Raw genomic sequence first — 17,364 nt, forward strand, 5'->3', positions numbered from 1 at the left:
TGCGTTGACAATCCGTCACCGCATAGCCCCATGGGCAATCCGCGCTGGCTATACTATCTCTCCTGCAACGCATGAGGCGTTGGATAATGCGTGAAAACAAACAGATAGAGCGGTTCCGATGATTCCCTTAAAACAGGGACCGCTCTCGGGAGATCGCAATCATGACCAGTGGCATCCATCATCTCACGCTGATCACGCGCAAGGTGCAGGCGAATGTCGATTTCTATGCGGGCTTTCTGGGTCTGCGTATCGTCAAGCGGACGGGCGGCTTCGAGGATGCGGAGCAGCTGCATCTGTTCTATGGCGACCGCTCCGGCACGCCGGGCTCCCTGATCACCTTTCTGGTCTGGGAAGACGGTTCAAAAGGCCGCGTCGGTCACGGACAGGTCAGCGAAATTGCGCTTTCCATCGACCGCACGGCCATTGGCTTCTGGCTGGAACGCGCCTTGCGTTATCACGTACAGTCCGAGGGGCCGGTGCAGGAATTCGGCGAGCCGGTTCTGCGGTTGCGCGATCCCGATGGTGTAATCGTCAAGCTGGTCGGCACCGATCTGGCAGCCAATGATCCGTGGTCCGGTGAGGGTATTCCGGCTGAATTCGCCATTCGCCGGATACGTTCCGCGACCATCCTTTCGGAACAGCCAGAACAGACTGCCGCTTTCATTGAGCGCTATTTCGGCTTTCACCGTCGGGGGAAAGAAGAAACCATCGACCGGCTTGTGTCGGATTCCGGCGACGCCATCGATGTGCGCGATGCGAGCGGCTTCTGGCCCGGCATTCCGGGGACCGGCATTGCCGATCATGTGGCCTTTCGCGCCAGCGCAACCGACGATGTGACAATGCTGGAAAAGGAGCTGTCGAAGCTCAATTCCAGCGAGGTCAACGTGCATGACCGCAAATATTTCACCTCGCTCTATGTTCGGGAACCGGGCGGAACCCTGTTCGAATTTGCCACCGACGCCCCCGGTTTCACCGTGGACGAGCCGGTGGAAACATTGGGGCAGCTTCTGTTCGTGCCGCCGGGCAATGAGAAGCAGGCCCAAGCGATCCGCGCCCGCATGCCGCAATTCGGCCTGCCGGGTGAGGAGCGGGTGATCTATCGCGATCTGCCCTTCGTCCATCGTGTTCATCTGCCGGAAGACCCGGATGGCAGCACGCTGATTCTGCTGCATGGTTCGGGCGGTAATGAGAATGATCTCATGCCGCTTGCCCGTCTTGCCGCGCCGCGCGCTAGGCTTATCGGTGTTCGCGGTCGCAGCACGGAGGAAGGTATTCAGCGCTGGTTCCGCCGTTTCGATCAGAAGCGGTTCGACCAGAAGGACATCCGGTTCGAAGCGGAAGCCTTTGAGGCTTTCGTTGAGGGTGCGATTGCGGCCTATGACATCGATGGGGACCGGCTGGCCTTTATCGGCAATTCCAACGGGGCAAATCTGCTCGCGGCCTTCATGCGGCTTCATCCGCATATCGTCCACAAGGCGGTTTTGCTGCGTGCTTCGGAAGTGCTGGAGGAACAGCCGGATGCCGATCTGTCCGATGCTTCCGTTCTTCAGTTGAACGGCGCAGCCGATCCCTTCGGCGATGCTTCGGGCGCATTGGCAAAGGCGCTGCGGGACGATGGTGCCGATATCGATGTTCGCGCAATCGAGGGCTGGCATGGTCTGACCGACGACGATATTCGGGTCACAGCTGAATGGCTGAAACAGAAACTCTGAGTGCTTGTCGATCAAATAACGAAAAGGGCCGCCGGATCTCTCCGGCGGCCCTTTTTACTTTTTAGTCTAATGGCTTGAGGCCCTTTTCGATGGCTGCGCGCTTGCTTTCCAGAAAAGGCGGCAGCGACAGGCTTTCGCCGAGGCTCTCCAGCGGTTCGTCGACGGCAAAGCCCGGACCGTCGGTGGCGATCTCGAACAGGATGCCATTCGGTTCGCGGAAGTAGAGCGAACGGAAATAGTAGCGCTCGACTTCCCCGCTGGACGGCACCCGCAGCGACCGCAGGCGTTCGACCCATTCCTGCATGCTTTCCTGATCGGGCGTGCGGAAGGCGACGTGGTGCACGGCACCCGCACCCTGCCATGCTGTTGGCAGGTTTGGCTGTACGGCGACATGCAGTTCGGCGGCCGCACCGCCCGGTCCCATGGAGAAGACATGGACATGGCCTTCGCCATCGGGCGAGGCATAGTCGCCGGTCTCGCTCATGTTCATCAGCTTTTCGAGCACGATCTTGGTTGGCGCGAGGTCTGGAACGCTGAGCGTGATCGGGCCGAGGCCGCGAATCTGCCTATCGGCTGGAACAGGGCTTCTGTCCCAGCTATGGGCATCGCCCGCGCCGCCATCGTCGGTCAGCCGTAAACGCTGGCCTTCCGGATCTTCGAAATCGAGCACGGCGCGGCCGGCCACTTCAAAAATATCACCGGTTTCGATGCCTTGTTCGTTCAGGCGCTTGCGCCACCAGTCGAGACTTTCGACGCCATTTACACGCAGACCCGTGCGGGCCACGCTGTTGGTGCCGCGGCGTTCGCGCTCAACCGGCCAGTCGAAGAAGGTGATGTCGGTGCCCGGCGATGCCAGACCATCGGCATAGAACAGATGGTAGGCGCTGGTATCGTCCTGATTGACGGTCTTCTTGACGAGCCGCAGCCCGAGCGTATCGGTATAGAAGCGACGGTTGCCCGGCGCATTGGCGGTGATAGCCGTCAGGTGGTGCAGTCCGGTAAGTTCCAAAGCCATGATTGCCTCCTTTGTTCAGGGAGTTACGTTTGCTGTTGGTCCCTATATCGGCGGTCAGGGTGTTCGCGAAAAGTGTTAGTTGCTGAACAGTGTGTAACCGATAAGTCGCAGCCGGCCTGCGATCGTTCTGCGGGTGATAAAAGGGGCTTGGCAGATCTTTTCCGGTAAAGAATATGTTAACCTGCAAAATTCGCAGTGTAAAAGAAACTCGGGTTTATTGACGTGGCGCGTCTTGGCTTCCAGAAATCGGTTCTGATTTTTGGTTGAAGCGGTGGCGTAAAGGGAGCTTGGTTTTGCAGAGCATGTTTCGTCGGGCTGTGCCTGCATTGCTTGTTTTGATGACACTGCTCGCAGGCTGCGCCGGCCGCCCTGAAGGCGTGCTTCTGCCTGTCGGCGACGTGACCACGCCCGGAGCGACCAAGGTCGACCTCCTCGTCGCGACCACCCGTCGCCCATCCGACAATCCCGGTATTCTCTTCTCCGGCGAGCGCGACAAGCTGGTCTCGATCAATGATATCGTCGTGTCCATTCCGCCGGAAAAGAACCGCAAGGCGGGTGAGGTGCAATGGCCGAAGAAGCTGCCGCCCAATCCGCAGACCGATTTTACCACCGTCAGCGTGACGCCGATCAAGACCGATGTTGAAGTGGCGGGCTGGGTTCGCCCGCATCTCACCAAGAGCCGTCGCGTGATGGTGTTCGTGCACGGCTTCAACAATACGTTCGAGGATTCCGTCTATCGCTTTGCGCAGATCGTGCACGATTCCGGAGCCGATGTTGCGCCGGTGATTTTCACCTGGCCATCGCGCGCCAGCGTGTTCGACTATAATTACGACAAGGAAAGCACCAATTATTCCCGCGATGCGCTGGAACAGGTGCTGCGCGCCATTGCCCGCGAGCCGGAGGTGAAGGACATCACCGTCATGGCCCATTCCATGGGCAGCTGGCTGACGGTTGAAGCGCTGCGCCAGATGGCCATCCGCGACGGACGTGTGAATGCCAAGGTCACAGACGTCATTCTGGCATCGCCCGATCTGGACGTGGACGTGTTTGCCAAGCAGTTTTTGGCGATGGGCAAGGATCATCCGCGCTTCACGCTGTTCACCTCGCGCGACGACCGCGCGCTTGCGCTGTCGCGGCGCATTTCGGGCAATATCGACCGTCTGGGCCAGATCGATCCGTCCATCGAGCCTTACCGTTCGGGGCTTGAGCAGGCGGGCATTACCGTCATCGATCTCACCAAGCTCAAATCGGGCGATAGGCTCAACCACGGCAAATTTGCCTCCAGTCCCGAGGTCGTGCAGCTGATCGGCCAGCGTCTTGTCGCGGGGCAGACCATCACGGATTCGCAGATCGGCCTCGGCGACCGTCTGGGTGCGGTGGCGATTGGCACGGCGCAGGGCGTCGGTACGGCGGCCTCCCTTGTGGTCACAGCGCCGATTGCCGTGTTCGATCCGAACACGCGCAAGACCTATGACGAGCAGATCGACCGTTTCGGTCGTGCTGTCGGCAATACGGTGGGGGCCGTGGCGACGCCCCAATAAGCAGCTAAATACGCCCTGCCTTCTCTGTTGTCATATCTGAGCTGACACGGTAGGACTCGCGGCCAAGCATTTTGAGCCGCATTAATGCAACGCCAGATGTCTCATTTGGCTGCATAATGCGCTGGCCGCGAGGAGGAACGCGCATGCAGATTATCCGCACCATCGAGGAGTTGCGGCAGGTTCTGGCGCCTGCGCGTCGTGCGGGCAAGCGCATCGGCTTCGTGCCGACCATGGGCTATCTTCACGAAGGCCATCTGGAACTTGTTCACCGGTCGCGTGCCGACAATGACGTGACTGTCGTGTCGATCTTCGTCAATCCGCTGCAATTCGGCGCGAATGAAGATCTCGACAAATATCCGCGTGATCTGGAGCGCGATGCCACTCTGTTGCGCGGAGCAGAGGTCGATTACCTCTTCGCGCCAGCAGTCAGCGACATGTATCCGCGCCCGATGCAGACCGTGGTGGATGTGCCCACCCTTGGCAACCAGATGGAAGGCGAGGCGCGTCCCGGCCACTTCGCCGGTGTCGCAACGGTAGTCAGCAAGCTCTTCAATATCGTTGGTCCCGATGCTGCCTATTTCGGCGAAAAGGACTTTCAGCAGCTCGTCATCATCCGCCGTATGGTGGACGACATGGCCATTCCCGTGCGTGTGGTTGGCGTCAAGACCGTGCGGGAGGATGACGGGCTCGCCTGTTCGTCCCGCAACGTTTATCTGTCGCCGGAGCAACGCGCTGCCGCCATTATCGTCCCGAAAGCGCTCGACGAAGCCGAGCGGCTTTATCGGTCCGGTGTGGACGATCCTGACGCGCTGGAAGCGGCAATTCGTGCGTTTATCGCCACAGAACCGCTGGCGACGCCGGAAGTTGTGGCGCTGCGAGACCCCGAAACGCTGGAACGCCTGACGGCGGTGCAAGGGCGGCCCGTGCTGATTGCGCTGTTCGTGCGGCTTGGCACAACGCGACTTCTCGACAATCGCGTCATTGCGCATGTCGCACAGGAAGAGGCGGCCTGAGATGAGCGCACCCGTCAAACAGAAGCGACTGACGCCGAAGGCCATTTCGGCCCTGAAGGGCGAACGCCCGATTGTCAGTCTCACCGCCTATACGACGCCGATTGCGCGGCTGCTCGATCCGCATTGCGACCTGCTGCTGGTGGGGGACTCGCTCGGCATGGTGCTTTACGGCATGGATTCCACCCTTGCTGTCACGCTCGATATGATGATCGCCCATGGGCAGGCGGTGATGCGCGGGGCCGAGACGGCTTGCGTCATCGTCGATATGCCGTTTGGTTCCTATCAGGAATCGAAGGAACAGGCGTTCCGCAATGCCGCCCGCGTGATGCAGGAAACCGGCTGCGACGGCGTCAAGCTCGAAGGCGGCGAGGAAATGGCCGAAACGGTCGATTTTCTGGTCCGGCGGGGCATTCCGGTGTTCGGTCATGTCGGCCTGATGCCGCAACAGGTTAATACGGTCGGCGGTTTCCGTTCGCTCGGACGTGATGACGATGAGGCCGACCGCATTCGCCGCGATGCGCAGGCTGTCGCCGATGCCGGTGTGTTTGCGCTGGTCATTGAGGGCACAGTAGAGCCGCTGGCGCGCGAGATTACCGCATCGCTTTCCGTCCCGACGGTTGGCATAGGCGCGTCGGCTGCCTGCGACGGGCAGATATTGGTTTCTGACGATATGCTGGGGCTGTTTCAGGATTTCACACCGCGCTTCGTGAAGCGCTTTGCGCAATTGGCGCCGCAAGTGTCCGATGCGGCGAAAGCCTATGCCGAGGAGGTGCGGGCGCGCACATTCCCGGGGCCGGAGCATGTTTTCGGCGCTAAACCGAAAACTTAACCCTTAAATTCTGTGCCGTATGGCGGTAGCGCCTTGTAATTATTCGTCAATCGCGTTCAATGTCGGAAGTGTTTTCCGGAGTTGCTGTGACCGACGATATTGCCCATACCGAACTGATTGCCGTGCTGGCCGCCGTAACTAGCGAACAGCCGCGCGTCATGACTGTGCGACAGGGGCAGGCTCTGCCATCCGGCCCGTTCGAAAGCGAACACCGTTCGTTGCAATCCGGTCTGCGCGCCTGGGTGCAGTCGGAAACCGCGCATCCGGTCGGTTATCTGGAGCAGCTCTACACTTTTGCCGACCGTGACCGTCACGCACAGGGCGAACGCATCATCTCGATCAGCTATCTCGGTCTCGTGCGCGAAAGCGATGCGGCGGCAGGGCAGGCGGGCTGGCGCGGCTGGTATGATTATCTGCCGTGGGAAGATCACCGTCAGGGTGAACCGGCCATCATGGAGCATCTCAACAATGCGCTCCTTGTCTGGGCTTATCGGGCCGAAACGCCGGAATTGACGGCGCAGCGCATGCGGCGCATCTCGTTCACCTTCGGCTTTGACAATGGAGAGTGGGGTGGGCGCTGGAACGAAGACCTTGTGCTGCAACGCTATGAGCTGCTGTTCGAGGCAGGACTGGTGGCGGAAGCCGGGATGAAGGAAGACGAGAACGGTCGCTCCATGTTTGCCGATCATCGCCGCATCCTTGCCACGGCGATTGCGCGGCTGCGCGCCAAGATCAAATATCGCCCGGTGGTGTTTGAATTAATGCCGGACAGTTTTACGCTTTTACAACTCCAACGGACTGTCGAAGCGCTGGCGGGCCTGCGCCTGCATAAGCAGAATTTCCGCCGCCTGATCGAGCAGCAGGATCTCGTCGAGGAAACCGGCGAAAGCGACAGCGAAACCGGCGGTCGCCCGGCGAAACTGTTCCGTTTCCGCTACTCGATTGTCGAGGAACGCGCCCTTTCCGAGCGCCATCTGGCCGGAGCCAAGCTGCCAATCTCCCGCGATTGACAATATACTCGAATCGAGTATAAGTTCGTAAACATGAAATACTCAAATTGAGTATAAATGGGCATGCCAGCGTATTTCCAGCAAAGGCGCAAAACGCTCGCGCGTGACGCTGATGCGTAAACGCATGCCGAAGAGCTGGGAGGCTCGCACATGAACGATCATGTTTCCGTTTCGCAACTCTATGACCGCGTGGCCAAGGTACTGCCCAAAGCGGAGTGGCTGGGCTTCGAAGACGATGTCGCGGCCATTCTCGAGCTGAAGAAAAAGCGCAATGCCGTCATCCTTGCGCATAATTACCAGACGCCGGAAATCTTCCACTGCGTGGCCGATATTGTCGGCGACAGTCTGGCGCTGGCGCGCAAGGCTGCGGAGGTCGATGCCGATGTGATCGTGCTGGCGGGTGTGCATTTCATGGCCGAGACGGCCAAGCTGCTCAATCCAGGCAAGACAGTGCTGATCCCCGATATGGCAGCTGGCTGTTCGCTGGCCGACAGCATCACGCCGGAAGATGTGGCGCTGCTGCGCGAGGCGCATCCCGGTGTGCCGATCATCACCTATGTCAACACATCTGCTGCCGTGAAGGCGGCATCCGATATTTGCTGCACCTCCGGCAATGCCAAAAAGGTGGTGGAATCGCTTGGCGTGCCGCGCGTGCTGATGATCCCCGACGAGTTTCTGGCGCAGAATGTGGCGCGCGAAACCGATGTCGAAATTCTCGCCTGGCATGGCCATTGCGAGGTGCATGAGCGGTTCACTCCAGACGATATCCGCGAATTGCGCGAAAGCCACCCCGGCGTGGTGGTTCTGGCGCATCCCGAATGCCCGCCGGAAGTGGTGGCGGTCGCCGATTTCGCCGGTTCCACGGCGGTTATGTCGGACTATGTTGGCGAGAAGAAGCCGCAGCGTGTCGTGCTGTTGACCGAATGCTCGATGAGCGACAATGTTGCCGTTGATCACCCGGATGTCGAGTTCATCCGCCCGTGCAATCTCTGCCCGCATATGAAGCGGATCACGCTCGCCAATATTCGCGATGCGCTGGAAAACAATCGCCATGAAGTGACTGTCGATGCCGCACTGATGGAGCCTGCCCGACGCGCCGTCGAGCGGATGCTGGCGGTATGACTACGACTCCGGTCCTTGTCATTGGCAGCGGTCTTGCCGGTCTGATGACGGCGCTCACGCTGTCTCCGCAGCCGGTGTTGCTGGTGACAGCGGGAAGCCTCGGCCTGTCCGGTTCCAGCACGCTGGCGCAAGGCGGTATTGCCGCAAGCGTTGGCGCGGATGACAGCGCGGCACTGCATCTGGCCGATACGATTGCGGCTGGCGACGGCCTGTGTGACCGGGGCGTGGCTGCCGAAATCATAGCAGCAGGCGCAGACGTCGTTGCCGCGCTGGAAGCCCATGGCGTGCACTTCGACCGCAAGGCGGACGGTTTATTTTCGCTCGGTCTGGAAGCTGCCCACAGCCGCCATCGCATTGTGCATGTGGATGGCGATGCGACGGGCGCGGGCATCATGCATGCTCTGACTGCCAAGGTTCTGGCGACGCCTTCGATCACCGTCATGGAAAACACCCGCGCCCTACGCCTCATCCGGCAGGATGGTCGTGTCGTCGGTGCTTGTCTTGAAAATGTCGGCCCGGTTGCAGCAATTGCCGTGGTTCTGGCGACGGGCGGGATCGGCGGACTTTATAACGCAACAACCACGCCGCTCGGCAACCTAGGACAGGGGGCCGCTTTGGCAGGTCGCGCAGGCGCTGTGCTTGCCGATATGGAATTCGTGCAATTCCACCCGACCGCGCTAGCCGTTTCCGCGCCGCGTCTGCCGCTGATCAGCGAGGCGGTGCGCGGGGAGGGCGCTCAACTTGTCAATGATCGCGGCGAGCGCTTCATGGCGGATGTTCCGGGCCGCGAGCTTGCGCCCCGTGATGTGGTGGCGCGCGCCATCGGCAGCGAGATTGCACAAGGGCGCAAGGTCTATCTCGATGCACGCACGGCTCTGGGTGCGCGTTTTGCAACGCGGTTTCCCGGTATCGATGCGCTTTGCAAACAGTATGGCATCGATCCGTCCCGCGATCTGATCCCGGTCAGACCGGCTACGCATTACCATATGGGCGGCATCAGGACCGACGCCGACGGGCGCAGCAGCCTGCCGGGTCTCTGGGCCGTGGGCGAAGCGGCCTGCACCGGCCTGCACGGCGCCAACCGGCTTGCCAGCAACTCGCTGCTTGAAGCCGCCGCCATGGGGCTGCGCGCCGCCCGCGCGCTCGGCGATGAAGAGGCGGTCGCCGTGCGGCATCCCGTGCCAGTCAGCCTGCCGCAGAGTGCTGATCCCGAACCGGTACGGCGCATTGTTTCCAGCCATCTTGGCCTGCTGCGTGATGAAGAAGGTTTGCGTTCTGCAATCACCACCCTTCTCCCCCTCGCGGAGACCGACGATGCCGCAGCCGTGGCGCTGGTCGCTGCGGTTGCGGCATTTGAACGGCGCGAGTCGCGCGGCAGCCATGCCCGCACCGACCACCCGCAGAAACACGCGGAGGCCAAGCGTCGCTTCCACACTTTCGAGACGGCATTCGCGCTTGCCCGCGACATCGCCGCCCCCGAACGCTTACTTCAACGAATTCCAAGGACTGCATGATGAACCTGCCGCGCTTGTCTCCGCTTGTCGTCGAACCGCTGGTGCGCGCCGCACTTCTGGAAGATCTGGGGCTCGCTGGCGATATTACCAGCAATGCGGTGGTGCCGGAGGATCACCGCTCGGCCATGCTGTTCAGCCTGCGCCAGCCGGGCGTCATAGCCGGGCTGGATGTGGCTGAAATGGCGTTTCGTCTGGTCGATCCGGATGTCACATTTGAACGTCTGGCGCGGGACGGTCAGTCACTTGAAAAGGGTGCTGATGTCGCCCGCGTTTCCGGCTCCTCCCGCTCCATTCTGGCGGGTGAGCGGACCGCGCTCAATTTTCTCGGTCACCTCTCCGGCATTGCCACGGCCACGGCCAATCTGGTCAAGGCGGTTCAGGGCGCCAAGGCTACCATCGTCTGCACGCGCAAGACGACGCCGGGGCTGCGTGCCTTGCAGAAATATGCGGTGAGGGCAGGCGGCGGCATGAACCACCGTTTCGCGCTTTATGATGCGGTGCTGATCAAGGACAATCACATCGCGGTCGCCGGTGGCGTGCGTGAGGCCATCGAACGTGCCAAGGCCGGTGCCGGTCACATGGTCAAGATCGAGGTCGAAGTCGATACGCTGCAACAGCTCGACGAAGCCATGGCGACGGGCGTGGATGCGGTGCTGCTCGACAATATGTCGCCAGCGCAATTGCGCGAGGCGGTATCGGTGATCGATGGACGCGCTATTTCGGAAGCTTCCGGCGGCATCACGCCGGAAACAGTGGCGGCGGTCGCTGCCAGCGGGGTCGATCTGATCTCGGTTGGCTGGACCACGCACAGCGCGCCGAACCTCGATATCGGGCTCGATTTCGAAGAGCTGAAATGAAAAAAGGGAGGCGATTGCCTCCCTTTTCTATTTGCAGAACTGCAAAACTTATTTTTCGACGAAAGCCTTTTCGATCACGAAATGACCGGCTTCGCTCTGGCTGCCTTCCTTGAAACCGCGCTCTTCCAGAAGCTGCTTGGTTTCAGCCAGCATTTCCGGGCTGCCGCACAGCATCACACGATCGTCTTCCAGATTGAGTTCCGGCATGTCGATATCGGTGAAAATCTGGCCGGAGCGAATGAGGTCGGTCAGGCGTCCGCGGTTCTTGTAAGGCTCGCGGGTGACGGTCGGGTAATAGATGAGCTGCTTTGCGGCCATCTCGCCGAGGAATTCGTCCTGCGGCAATTCGTTGGAAATGAAATCCGTATAGGCCAATTCTGCTACCTGACGCACGCCATGAACGAGAATGATCTTCTCATAGCGCTCATAGGCTTCCAGATCGCGAATGATCGACAGGAACGGCGCGAGGCCAGTGCCGGTCGAGAGCAGCCACAGGTTCTTGCCGGGCTTCAGATTGTCATAGAGCAGCGTGCCGACCGGCTTCTTGGACAGGATGATCTGGTCGCCAACTTTCAGATGCTGGAGCTTGGAGGTCAGCGGACCGTTCGGCACCTTGATCGAGAAGAATTCCAGCCCGTCTTCGTAGAGGCTCGAGGCAATGGAATAGGCGCGGGTGAGCGGCTTGCCGTTCACTTCGAGGCCCATCATGATGAACTGGCCGCTCTGGAAGCGGAAGCCCGGATCACGCGTCGTACGGAAGGAAAACAGCGTGTCGGTCCAGTGATGGATGTCGGTGACGGTTTCCTGATTAAAGTTGCTGCTCATCTTCGGAACTGTCTCTGTTGTTCTCCGGCGCCACGCTTGGGAGGACGGCGCCTTATGGATTGGGTCGGTTGGTTTGGTCTTTATCGGTCATTGCTGCGGCCCGCCCGCATAGATGCAACTCCGTGGAGTTTGCATCCTGAGCAGGCGGGCCGCTTTGATCGCAATCAATATAAGCGCGTCAGGCTGCCTTCAGGGTGGCTTCCGCGAATTCGTAGTTGGCCAGCTTGTCGAGGAAGTTCGTTACATAGTCAGGCCGACGATTACGGAAATCGAGATAATAGCTATGCTCCCAGACATCAAGCCCTAATAGCGCCTTGCCTTCGCCGGTTGCCAGCGGATTGGAGCCATTTGGCGTCTTGGTGACCTTCAACTTGCCGTCATTGGCCAGAACCAGCCACGCCCAGCCCGAGCCGAACTGGCCGACAGCCGCCGTCTTGAAGGCTTCCTTGAACTGGTCGACGCCGCCGAAATCCTCGACGATCTTCTTTTCCAGCGCGCCCGGAAGGCGTCCGCCGTTTGCCGACAGGTTCTGCCAGAACAGATCGTGGTTCCAATGCTGGCCGGCATTGTTGAAGACCGGAGCGAGATCGGCCTTGTCTTTCGCAAAGAGCACGATTTCCTCAAGCGACTTGCCCTTGAGCGCATCGTTCTTCTCGACGAAGCCATTCAGCGCCGTTACGTAGGCCTGATGGTGCTTGCCATGGTGCAGCTCAAGTGTTTCGGTGCCCATGCCGACGCCTTCAAGAGCGTTGGTCGCATAGGGAAGCGGAGGCAAGGTGAAGCTCATTTTAGACTCCTTGATATACAACTATCTTGATAATTCAGTTCGGATCGCTTAATTTAACAAGATAATGCTTCTTTAAATCGAAAACAGGCAATATGTCAAGGAATGACTTTCTAAATACGGACCTTTCGGGAGCACGTTCGCCCGCAGAACGCATCATGCTGGCGCTCAAGATGCGCGGTGCGCAGACGGCTGCCGCAATCGGCGACCATCTCGGCACGACCGGCGAGGCGGTGCGCCAGCAACTGGTGCGGCTGGCCGAGGAAGGTCTCGTCGCGCCGCATTCCGTTTCGCAGGGCGTTGGTCGCCCCTCGCAGTTCTGGGATCTGACGGAAACCGGCAATAAGCGCTTTCCCGATACCCATGCCGATCTGACCGTGCAGCTGCTGCATTCCGTGCGCACCATCCTTGGTGAAGACGCGCTGGAAACGCTGGTTGCGCATCGCGAGACGGAAACCCGCCGCCAGTATCATGCGCGCCTCAAGGACATGGAGTTCGACGAGCGCGTCAAGGCGCTTGCAGATATCCGCTCGACCGAAGGCTATATGGCCGATGCCGAGCGGCAGGAGGACGGTTCGTGGCTTTTTGTCGAGAACCATTGTCCCATCTGTGCCGCTGCCGATGCCTGCCAGGGTTTTTGCCGGGCCGAGCTTCAGGTTTTTGAAGCGGTTCTCGGCCCGGATGTGTCTGTTGCCCGCACCGAGCATATTCTGGCCGGGGCGCGGCGCTGCGCCTATGTTTTTACCCCGGCCAGTCCTTCCTGATCAGCACGATGCCGCTTGCGGCTGTCTTGCGCTGCGCACCAAAGCCAGCGCGGACAGGAATGCGAGCGTCGACATGACGGCAAAGCCGGAGAACAGCCACATGGCGGCATTGGCGGTGCCTGCAAATCCGCCCGGATTGCTGAGCCCTGCCATATTGGCGATCATGCCTGCCAGCGATGCGCCGAGCGCAGTGGTGAAAAGCTGCACGGTGGTGACGGAGGCCGATGCCAGATTCTGGTCGTCCGCATCGGCGCGTTTGAAAATACGCGTCAGAAGATGCGGCCATGTCATGCCCACGCCAAAGCCGATGACCGCCAGCGCCAGACAGATCGGCAGCAGGCTGACCCAGTGACCGTCGCTGCCGACGGGGACCAAAGCGGCAAGCGTGACCATGCCTGCTATACCCATCAGCGGCGCGGCGATGATCACCCGGTCGACGCGACCGGAGGAAACACCTGAAGAACCGATGGAGCCGAGGGTCCAGCTTCCGCCCATGATGGCGGCCAGATAACCGGCGACCAGGGGCGACTGGTTGTGCAGCACCTGGAAGAACAGCGGCACGAACACTTCCGCGCTCGTTACCGAAGCGCTGAGGAAGGCGAGCGTGAGATAAAGCGCGCCGAGGCGGTGAAGGCTGAACGATCCTTTGGGAAGAATACGCCGTGACGAATTGCGCTCGATGATGAAGAGCAGGAGCAACAGCACGACAGCCAGCGCGACGCCTGCGGCATTCATGACGGCATTGACCGAAATGCTGGCGGCTGAAACGGCAAGCACTGCCGCCGTCAGCAGAATGAGCTGTGGCCAGGCCAGTGGTGCGCGGCTGCCAGCATCGCCTGAGGCGCGTGGCAGCACAACCATGGCCATGATGGCGAAGATGCCGATCACCGGCGCCAGCGACCAGAAGGCGGCGCGCCAGATGCCAAGTTCGGCGAAGATGCCGCCGATCGCCGGACCAACGAGGGTTGCAACGCCCCACATGCCGGAAACAAGGCCAATCGCGCGGGGCCACAGGTTTTCGGGGAAGACGATGCGGATCATCGCATAGGAAAGGGCCAGCATCATGCCGCCGCCAAGGCCCTGCACGGAGCGCCCGGCCAGCATGACCGGCATAGATGGCGCGAGCCCGCAAGCCAGCGTACCGGCTGCAAAAATAATTGCCGCCATCAGATAGGCGCTACGCGGACCCGCTTGCGATAGCAGGCGTGGAACGAGCGCTGAACCGAGAATAGATGCCGTCACGAACAGGGCCGTGTTCCAGGCATAATAGTCCATGCCGCCAATATCGGCGACGACCGTTGGGAGGATGGTCGTCGCGATGAAGACATTGATGGCGTGCAATGCGACGCCGCCGACAAGGGTGAGCGACCGGATGGCATTCTTACCGGCAAACAGGTCTCCCCAACCGGCGGGCTGGCCGCTAGCGGATGTTTGGTCCTGCATGATTTTTTCCTTACACATCTGAATAACCGGACATTGAGGGCCAAAAATGCCCCTCGATCCGAACTGCATGCCAATCGCTACGCCTGCCCCTGTAATTTGTCAAGCAAATGCTTGTTTAATTATCCGGGCGACTTTTCAGGCAATGATAGAGCCGTCAATCGGGCGCAGGAAGCAGGGCCTGTGCACAAAGACTTTCAATCAAAACAAGGGAGAAGCTTGTAAGGGGTTCAAATTCTGGCGAAAAGCTCTATATCAGGGCCAACCGTTGAAGGCAGGGCAGCCAAAACAGAAGTGATCCGCGACAGCTTATGGGGAAATTTTTCTCGATGGCGCTGTGGCGGATTTGTGTTTCTGTCACAAGCTTCCTATAAGCCTTTGAATAATTCCAGAAGAAGCGTCTGACGTTTCTTCCCAACGTGGCGACCAGCCTTGCTGGACAGGCCAGATTTCCCCATTGGACGACCCGAAGAGCCATGATCCAGACGCCTTATTACCTGATCGACAAGACCAAGCTGAAGCGCAACATGGAAAAGATCGCCCATGTGCGCGAGAAATCCGGTGCGAAGGCGCTTTTGGCGCTGAAATGCTTCGCGACATGGTCGGTGTTCGATTTCATGAGCCAGTATATGGACGGCACCACCTCGTCCTCGCTCAATGAAGTGCGTCTCGGCCACGAGAAATTCGGCGGCGAAACCCATGCCTATAGCGTTGCCTATGCCGATCACGAGATCGACGAAGTCATCGCCAATGCCGACAAGATCATCTTCAATTCCATTGGCCAGCTGGAACGCTTTGCCGATAAGGCGGCGCATATCAAGCGCGGCCTGCGTCTTAATCCGGGAGTGTCGTCATCGAGCTTCGATCTCGCCGATCCGGCGCGTCCGTTCAGCCGCCTTGGTGAATGGGATGTGGCGAAAGTCGAGACGGTCATGGACCGCGTCACCGGCTTCATGATTCACAACAATTGCGAAAATTCCGATTTCGGTCTGTTCGACAAGATGCTGACGGAGATCGAAGACAAGTTCGGCTCGCTTCTGCACCGGGTTGAATGGGTCAGCCTTGGCGGCGGCATTCATTTCACCGGTGAGAATTATCCGGTCGATGAATTCTGCGCGCGTCTGAAGGCGTTTTCGGAAAAGTTTGGCGTGCAGGTCTATCTGGAGCCGGGCGAAGCCTCGATCACCAAGACCACGACGCTGGAAGTGACGGTTCTCGACACGCTGTTCAACGGCAAGAACCTCGCCATCGTGGATAGCTCGATCGAAGCCCATATGCTCGATCTGCTGATCTATCGCGAAACCGCGAAGATGGAGCCGAATGAAGGCGAGCATCGTTACATGGTCTGCGGCAAGTCGTGCCTGGCGGGCGATGTGTTCGGCGAGTTCAACTTCGGTCAGGAGCTGAAGGTCGGCGACCGTCTCTCTTTTGCGGATGCGGCCGGTTATACGATGGTCAAGAAAAACTGGTTCAATGGCGTGAAAATGCCTGCGATTGCCGTGCGTGAACTTGATGGCACGGTCAATGTTGTCCGCGAATTCACCTTCGCGGATTTTGAAGGGTCGCTTTCCTAAAGATCCTGTTGCGGCTTCACGCTGCAACGAACTCATGTGTTCCGAATGAGAAGGCAATCGGGACGGTCAATAGATGGCGGGAAACCGCTGGAAGAGGAAGCATCGACAGAAAATGAAGAAGAACGTTCTCATTATCGGCGCCGGGGGCGTGGCACAGGTTGTTGCACATAAATGTGCGCAAAACTCTGACATATTGGGCGATATCCATATTGCGTCCCGCACGGTTGAGAAATGCCGCAAGATTATCGATAGCGTGCATGAAAAGAAGAGCCTCAAGACCGAGGTGAAGCTGGAAGCGCATGCGCTGGATGCTCTGGATGTTGAAGCCACCAAGGCTCTGATCCAGAAGACGGGCGTTCAGATCGTCATCAATGTCGGCTCGGCCTTCCTCAATATGTCGGTTCTTCGCGCCTGTATCGATACGGGCGTTGCCTATATGGATACGGCCATTCACGAAGATCCGAAGAAGATCTGCGAAACGCCGCCATGGTATGGCAATTATGAGTGGAAGCACCTCAAGGAATGCGAAGAGAAGGGCATCACTGCCATTCTCGGCATCGGCTTCGACCCCGGTGTGGTCAACGCCTATGCGCGTCTGGCCGCTGACGATTATCTGGATGAAGTGAAGTCCATCGATATCGTCGACATCAATGCCGGTTCGCATGGCCGCTGGTTCTCGACCAATTTCGACCCGGAAATCAATTTCCGCGAATTCACCGGCACGGTCTATTCCTGGCAGGAGGGTGCCTGGCAGTCGAACAAGATGTTCGAAGTCGGCCACACGTTCGATCTGCCCGTCGTCGGTCCGAGCAAGGCCTATATGACCGGCCATGATGAAGTGCATTCGCTGTCCAAGAACTATCCGAATGCGGATGTCCGTTTCTGGATGGGCTTTGGCGATCACTACATCAACGTCTTCACGGTTCTGAACAATCTCGGCCTCCTGTCCGAACAGCCGGTCAAGACCGCTGAAGGTCTGGAAGTCGTGCCGCTCAAGGTGGTCAAGGCTGTACTGCCCGATCCGTCGTCGCTGGCGCCGGACTATACGGGCAAGACTTGCATTGGCGATTTCGTCAAGGGCACCAAGGACGGCAAGGAGAAGGAAGTCTTTATCTACAACGTTGCCGACCATAAGGACGCTTACAACGAAGTGGGTTCGCAGGGCATTTCCTATACCGCTGGCGTTCCGCCGGTTGCGGCTGCAATTCTGATCGCTTCCGGTGAATGGGACGTGAAGAAGATGGTCAATGTGGAAGAGCTGAACCCGAAGCCTTTCCTGAACATCCTGAACCATATCGGCCTGCCATCCCGTATCAAGGATGAAAACGGCGACCGCGCGCTGGACTTCGCGTGAGGTTATAGCT

15 protein-coding genes are annotated in these 17,364 nt (G+C 59.3%); 11 read left to right on the top strand and 4 right to left on the bottom strand.

Annotated elements, in window-relative coordinates:
* Positions 1-161 precede the first annotated feature (161 nt).
* Positions 162-1,712 carry a VOC family protein gene (locus ACTJKP_RS07125; RefSeq protein ID WP_440630155.1) on the top strand — a complete coding sequence of 517 codons (1,551 nt, stop codon included), beginning with the start codon at positions 162-164 and terminating at the stop codon, positions 1,710-1,712.
* Positions 1,713-1,773: 61 nt separating this feature from the next.
* On the opposite strand, the gene ACTJKP_RS07130 is transcribed toward ACTJKP_RS07125, so the two are convergent.
* Positions 1,774-2,727: a ring-cleaving dioxygenase gene (locus tag ACTJKP_RS07130; protein WP_113533695.1), complete on the bottom strand. Its 954-nt coding sequence runs from the start codon at positions 2,725-2,727 to the stop codon at positions 1,774-1,776.
* Between the two features lie 302 nt (positions 2,728-3,029).
* On the opposite strand from ACTJKP_RS07130, the gene ACTJKP_RS07135 reads away from it, so the two are divergent.
* The 7 genes from ACTJKP_RS07135 (at position 3,030) to nadC (ending at position 10,613) form a co-directional block, all read left to right on the top strand.
* The gene (locus tag ACTJKP_RS07135; RefSeq protein ID WP_440630316.1) at positions 3,030-4,268 is read left to right on the top strand and encodes an alpha/beta hydrolase; all 1,239 of its coding nucleotides are present in this window, start codon (positions 3,030-3,032) and stop codon (positions 4,266-4,268) included.
* Between the two features lie 143 nt (positions 4,269-4,411).
* Entirely contained in the window at positions 4,412-5,281 is an 870-nt protein-coding gene (gene panC, locus ACTJKP_RS07140) for a pantoate--beta-alanine ligase (protein WP_440630156.1), read from the top strand.
* A gap of 1 nt (position 5,282) precedes the next feature.
* Positions 5,283-6,110 (top strand): 3-methyl-2-oxobutanoate hydroxymethyltransferase, encoded by an 828-nt coding sequence (gene panB / locus ACTJKP_RS07145; protein ID WP_440630157.1) that lies wholly within the window; start codon positions 5,283-5,285, stop codon positions 6,108-6,110.
* A gap of 59 nt (positions 6,111-6,169) precedes the next feature.
* Complete coding sequence (locus ACTJKP_RS07150) at positions 6,170-7,120, top strand: NUDIX hydrolase (protein ID WP_078337943.1); 951 nt, start codon at positions 6,170-6,172, stop codon at positions 7,118-7,120.
* A gap of 150 nt (positions 7,121-7,270) precedes the next feature.
* Positions 7,271-8,242, top strand: a complete 972-nt coding sequence (gene nadA / locus ACTJKP_RS07155; RefSeq protein ID WP_138786027.1) for a quinolinate synthase NadA — start codon at positions 7,271-7,273, stop codon at positions 8,240-8,242.
* On the top strand, positions 8,239-9,756 hold the full coding sequence (locus tag ACTJKP_RS07160) for an L-aspartate oxidase (RefSeq protein ID WP_440630158.1): 1,518 nt from the start codon (positions 8,239-8,241) through the stop codon (positions 9,754-9,756). The genes nadA and ACTJKP_RS07160 overlap by 4 nt, the downstream gene beginning before the upstream one ends.
* A complete protein-coding gene (gene nadC, locus ACTJKP_RS07165) occupies positions 9,756-10,613 on the top strand; it encodes a carboxylating nicotinate-nucleotide diphosphorylase (RefSeq protein WP_440630159.1) in 858 nt (285 codons plus the stop codon). Before ACTJKP_RS07160 ends, nadC begins: the two co-directional genes overlap by 1 nt.
* Before the next feature lie 48 nt (positions 10,614-10,661).
* Here nadC and ACTJKP_RS07170 read toward each other — a convergent pair whose 3' ends face one another.
* Both ACTJKP_RS07170 and ACTJKP_RS07175 read right to left on the bottom strand, forming a co-directional pair.
* On the bottom strand, positions 10,662-11,438 hold the full coding sequence (locus ACTJKP_RS07170; RefSeq protein WP_078337945.1) for a ferredoxin--NADP reductase: 777 nt from the start codon (positions 11,436-11,438) through the stop codon (positions 10,662-10,664).
* Between the two features lie 178 nt (positions 11,439-11,616).
* Positions 11,617-12,225, bottom strand: a complete 609-nt coding sequence (locus ACTJKP_RS07175; protein WP_078337946.1) for a superoxide dismutase — start codon at positions 12,223-12,225, stop codon at positions 11,617-11,619.
* Positions 12,226-12,380: 155 nt separating this feature from the next.
* Between ACTJKP_RS07175 and ACTJKP_RS07180 the strand changes: the two genes are divergently transcribed.
* Positions 12,381-12,986: a helix-turn-helix transcriptional regulator gene (locus ACTJKP_RS07180; RefSeq protein ID WP_440630160.1), complete on the top strand. Its 606-nt coding sequence runs from the start codon at positions 12,381-12,383 to the stop codon at positions 12,984-12,986.
* Here ACTJKP_RS07180 and ACTJKP_RS07185 read toward each other — a convergent pair whose 3' ends face one another.
* The gene (locus tag ACTJKP_RS07185) at positions 12,987-14,429 is read right to left on the bottom strand and encodes an MFS transporter (protein ID WP_440630161.1); all 1,443 of its coding nucleotides are present in this window, start codon (positions 14,427-14,429) and stop codon (positions 12,987-12,989) included.
* Between the two features lie 473 nt (positions 14,430-14,902).
* Between ACTJKP_RS07185 and nspC the strand changes: the two genes are divergently transcribed.
* Together nspC and ACTJKP_RS07195 are read left to right on the top strand one after the other, a co-directional pair.
* On the top strand, positions 14,903-16,000 hold the full coding sequence (nspC, locus tag ACTJKP_RS07190) for a carboxynorspermidine decarboxylase (RefSeq protein WP_440630162.1): 1,098 nt from the start codon (positions 14,903-14,905) through the stop codon (positions 15,998-16,000).
* 112 nt (positions 16,001-16,112) lie between these two features.
* The gene (locus tag ACTJKP_RS07195) at positions 16,113-17,354 is read left to right on the top strand and encodes a saccharopine dehydrogenase family protein (protein ID WP_078337950.1); all 1,242 of its coding nucleotides are present in this window, start codon (positions 16,113-16,115) and stop codon (positions 17,352-17,354) included.
* Positions 17,355-17,364 lie beyond the last annotated feature (10 nt).

Source organism: Brucella sp. 22210 (genome assembly GCF_052045675.1).
In the GTDB taxonomy this organism is placed as follows: domain Bacteria; phylum Pseudomonadota; class Alphaproteobacteria; order Rhizobiales; family Rhizobiaceae; genus Brucella.

Excerpts from the sequence above, each read along its gene's own strand:
- ACTJKP_RS07125 (WP_440630155.1), top strand. The coding sequence starts at position 162 with ATGACCAGTGGCATCCATCATCTCACGCTGATCACGCGCAAGGTGCAG.
- ACTJKP_RS07130 (WP_113533695.1), bottom strand. The coding sequence starts at position 2,727 with ATGGCTTTGGAACTTACCGGACTGCACCACCTGACGGCTATCACCGCC.
- ACTJKP_RS07135 (WP_440630316.1), top strand. The coding sequence starts at position 3,030 with ATGTTTCGTCGGGCTGTGCCTGCATTGCTTGTTTTGATGACACTGCTC.
- panC (WP_440630156.1), top strand. The coding sequence starts at position 4,412 with ATGCAGATTATCCGCACCATCGAGGAGTTGCGGCAGGTTCTGGCGCCT.
- panB (WP_440630157.1), top strand. The coding sequence starts at position 5,283 with ATGAGCGCACCCGTCAAACAGAAGCGACTGACGCCGAAGGCCATTTCG.
- ACTJKP_RS07150 (WP_078337943.1), top strand. The coding sequence starts at position 6,170 with ATGTCGGAAGTGTTTTCCGGAGTTGCTGTGACCGACGATATTGCCCAT.
- nadA (WP_138786027.1), top strand. The coding sequence starts at position 7,271 with ATGAACGATCATGTTTCCGTTTCGCAACTCTATGACCGCGTGGCCAAG.
- ACTJKP_RS07160 (WP_440630158.1), top strand. The coding sequence starts at position 8,239 with ATGACTACGACTCCGGTCCTTGTCATTGGCAGCGGTCTTGCCGGTCTG.
- nadC (WP_440630159.1), top strand. The coding sequence starts at position 9,756 with ATGAACCTGCCGCGCTTGTCTCCGCTTGTCGTCGAACCGCTGGTGCGC.
- ACTJKP_RS07170 (WP_078337945.1), bottom strand. The coding sequence starts at position 11,438 with ATGAGCAGCAACTTTAATCAGGAAACCGTCACCGACATCCATCACTGG.
- ACTJKP_RS07175 (WP_078337946.1), bottom strand. The coding sequence starts at position 12,225 with ATGAGCTTCACCTTGCCTCCGCTTCCCTATGCGACCAACGCTCTTGAA.
- ACTJKP_RS07180 (WP_440630160.1), top strand. The coding sequence starts at position 12,381 with ATGCTGGCGCTCAAGATGCGCGGTGCGCAGACGGCTGCCGCAATCGGC.
- ACTJKP_RS07185 (WP_440630161.1), bottom strand. The coding sequence starts at position 14,429 with ATGCAGGACCAAACATCCGCTAGCGGCCAGCCCGCCGGTTGGGGAGAC.
- nspC (WP_440630162.1), top strand. The coding sequence starts at position 14,903 with ATGATCCAGACGCCTTATTACCTGATCGACAAGACCAAGCTGAAGCGC.
- ACTJKP_RS07195 (WP_078337950.1), top strand. The coding sequence starts at position 16,113 with ATGAAGAAGAACGTTCTCATTATCGGCGCCGGGGGCGTGGCACAGGTT.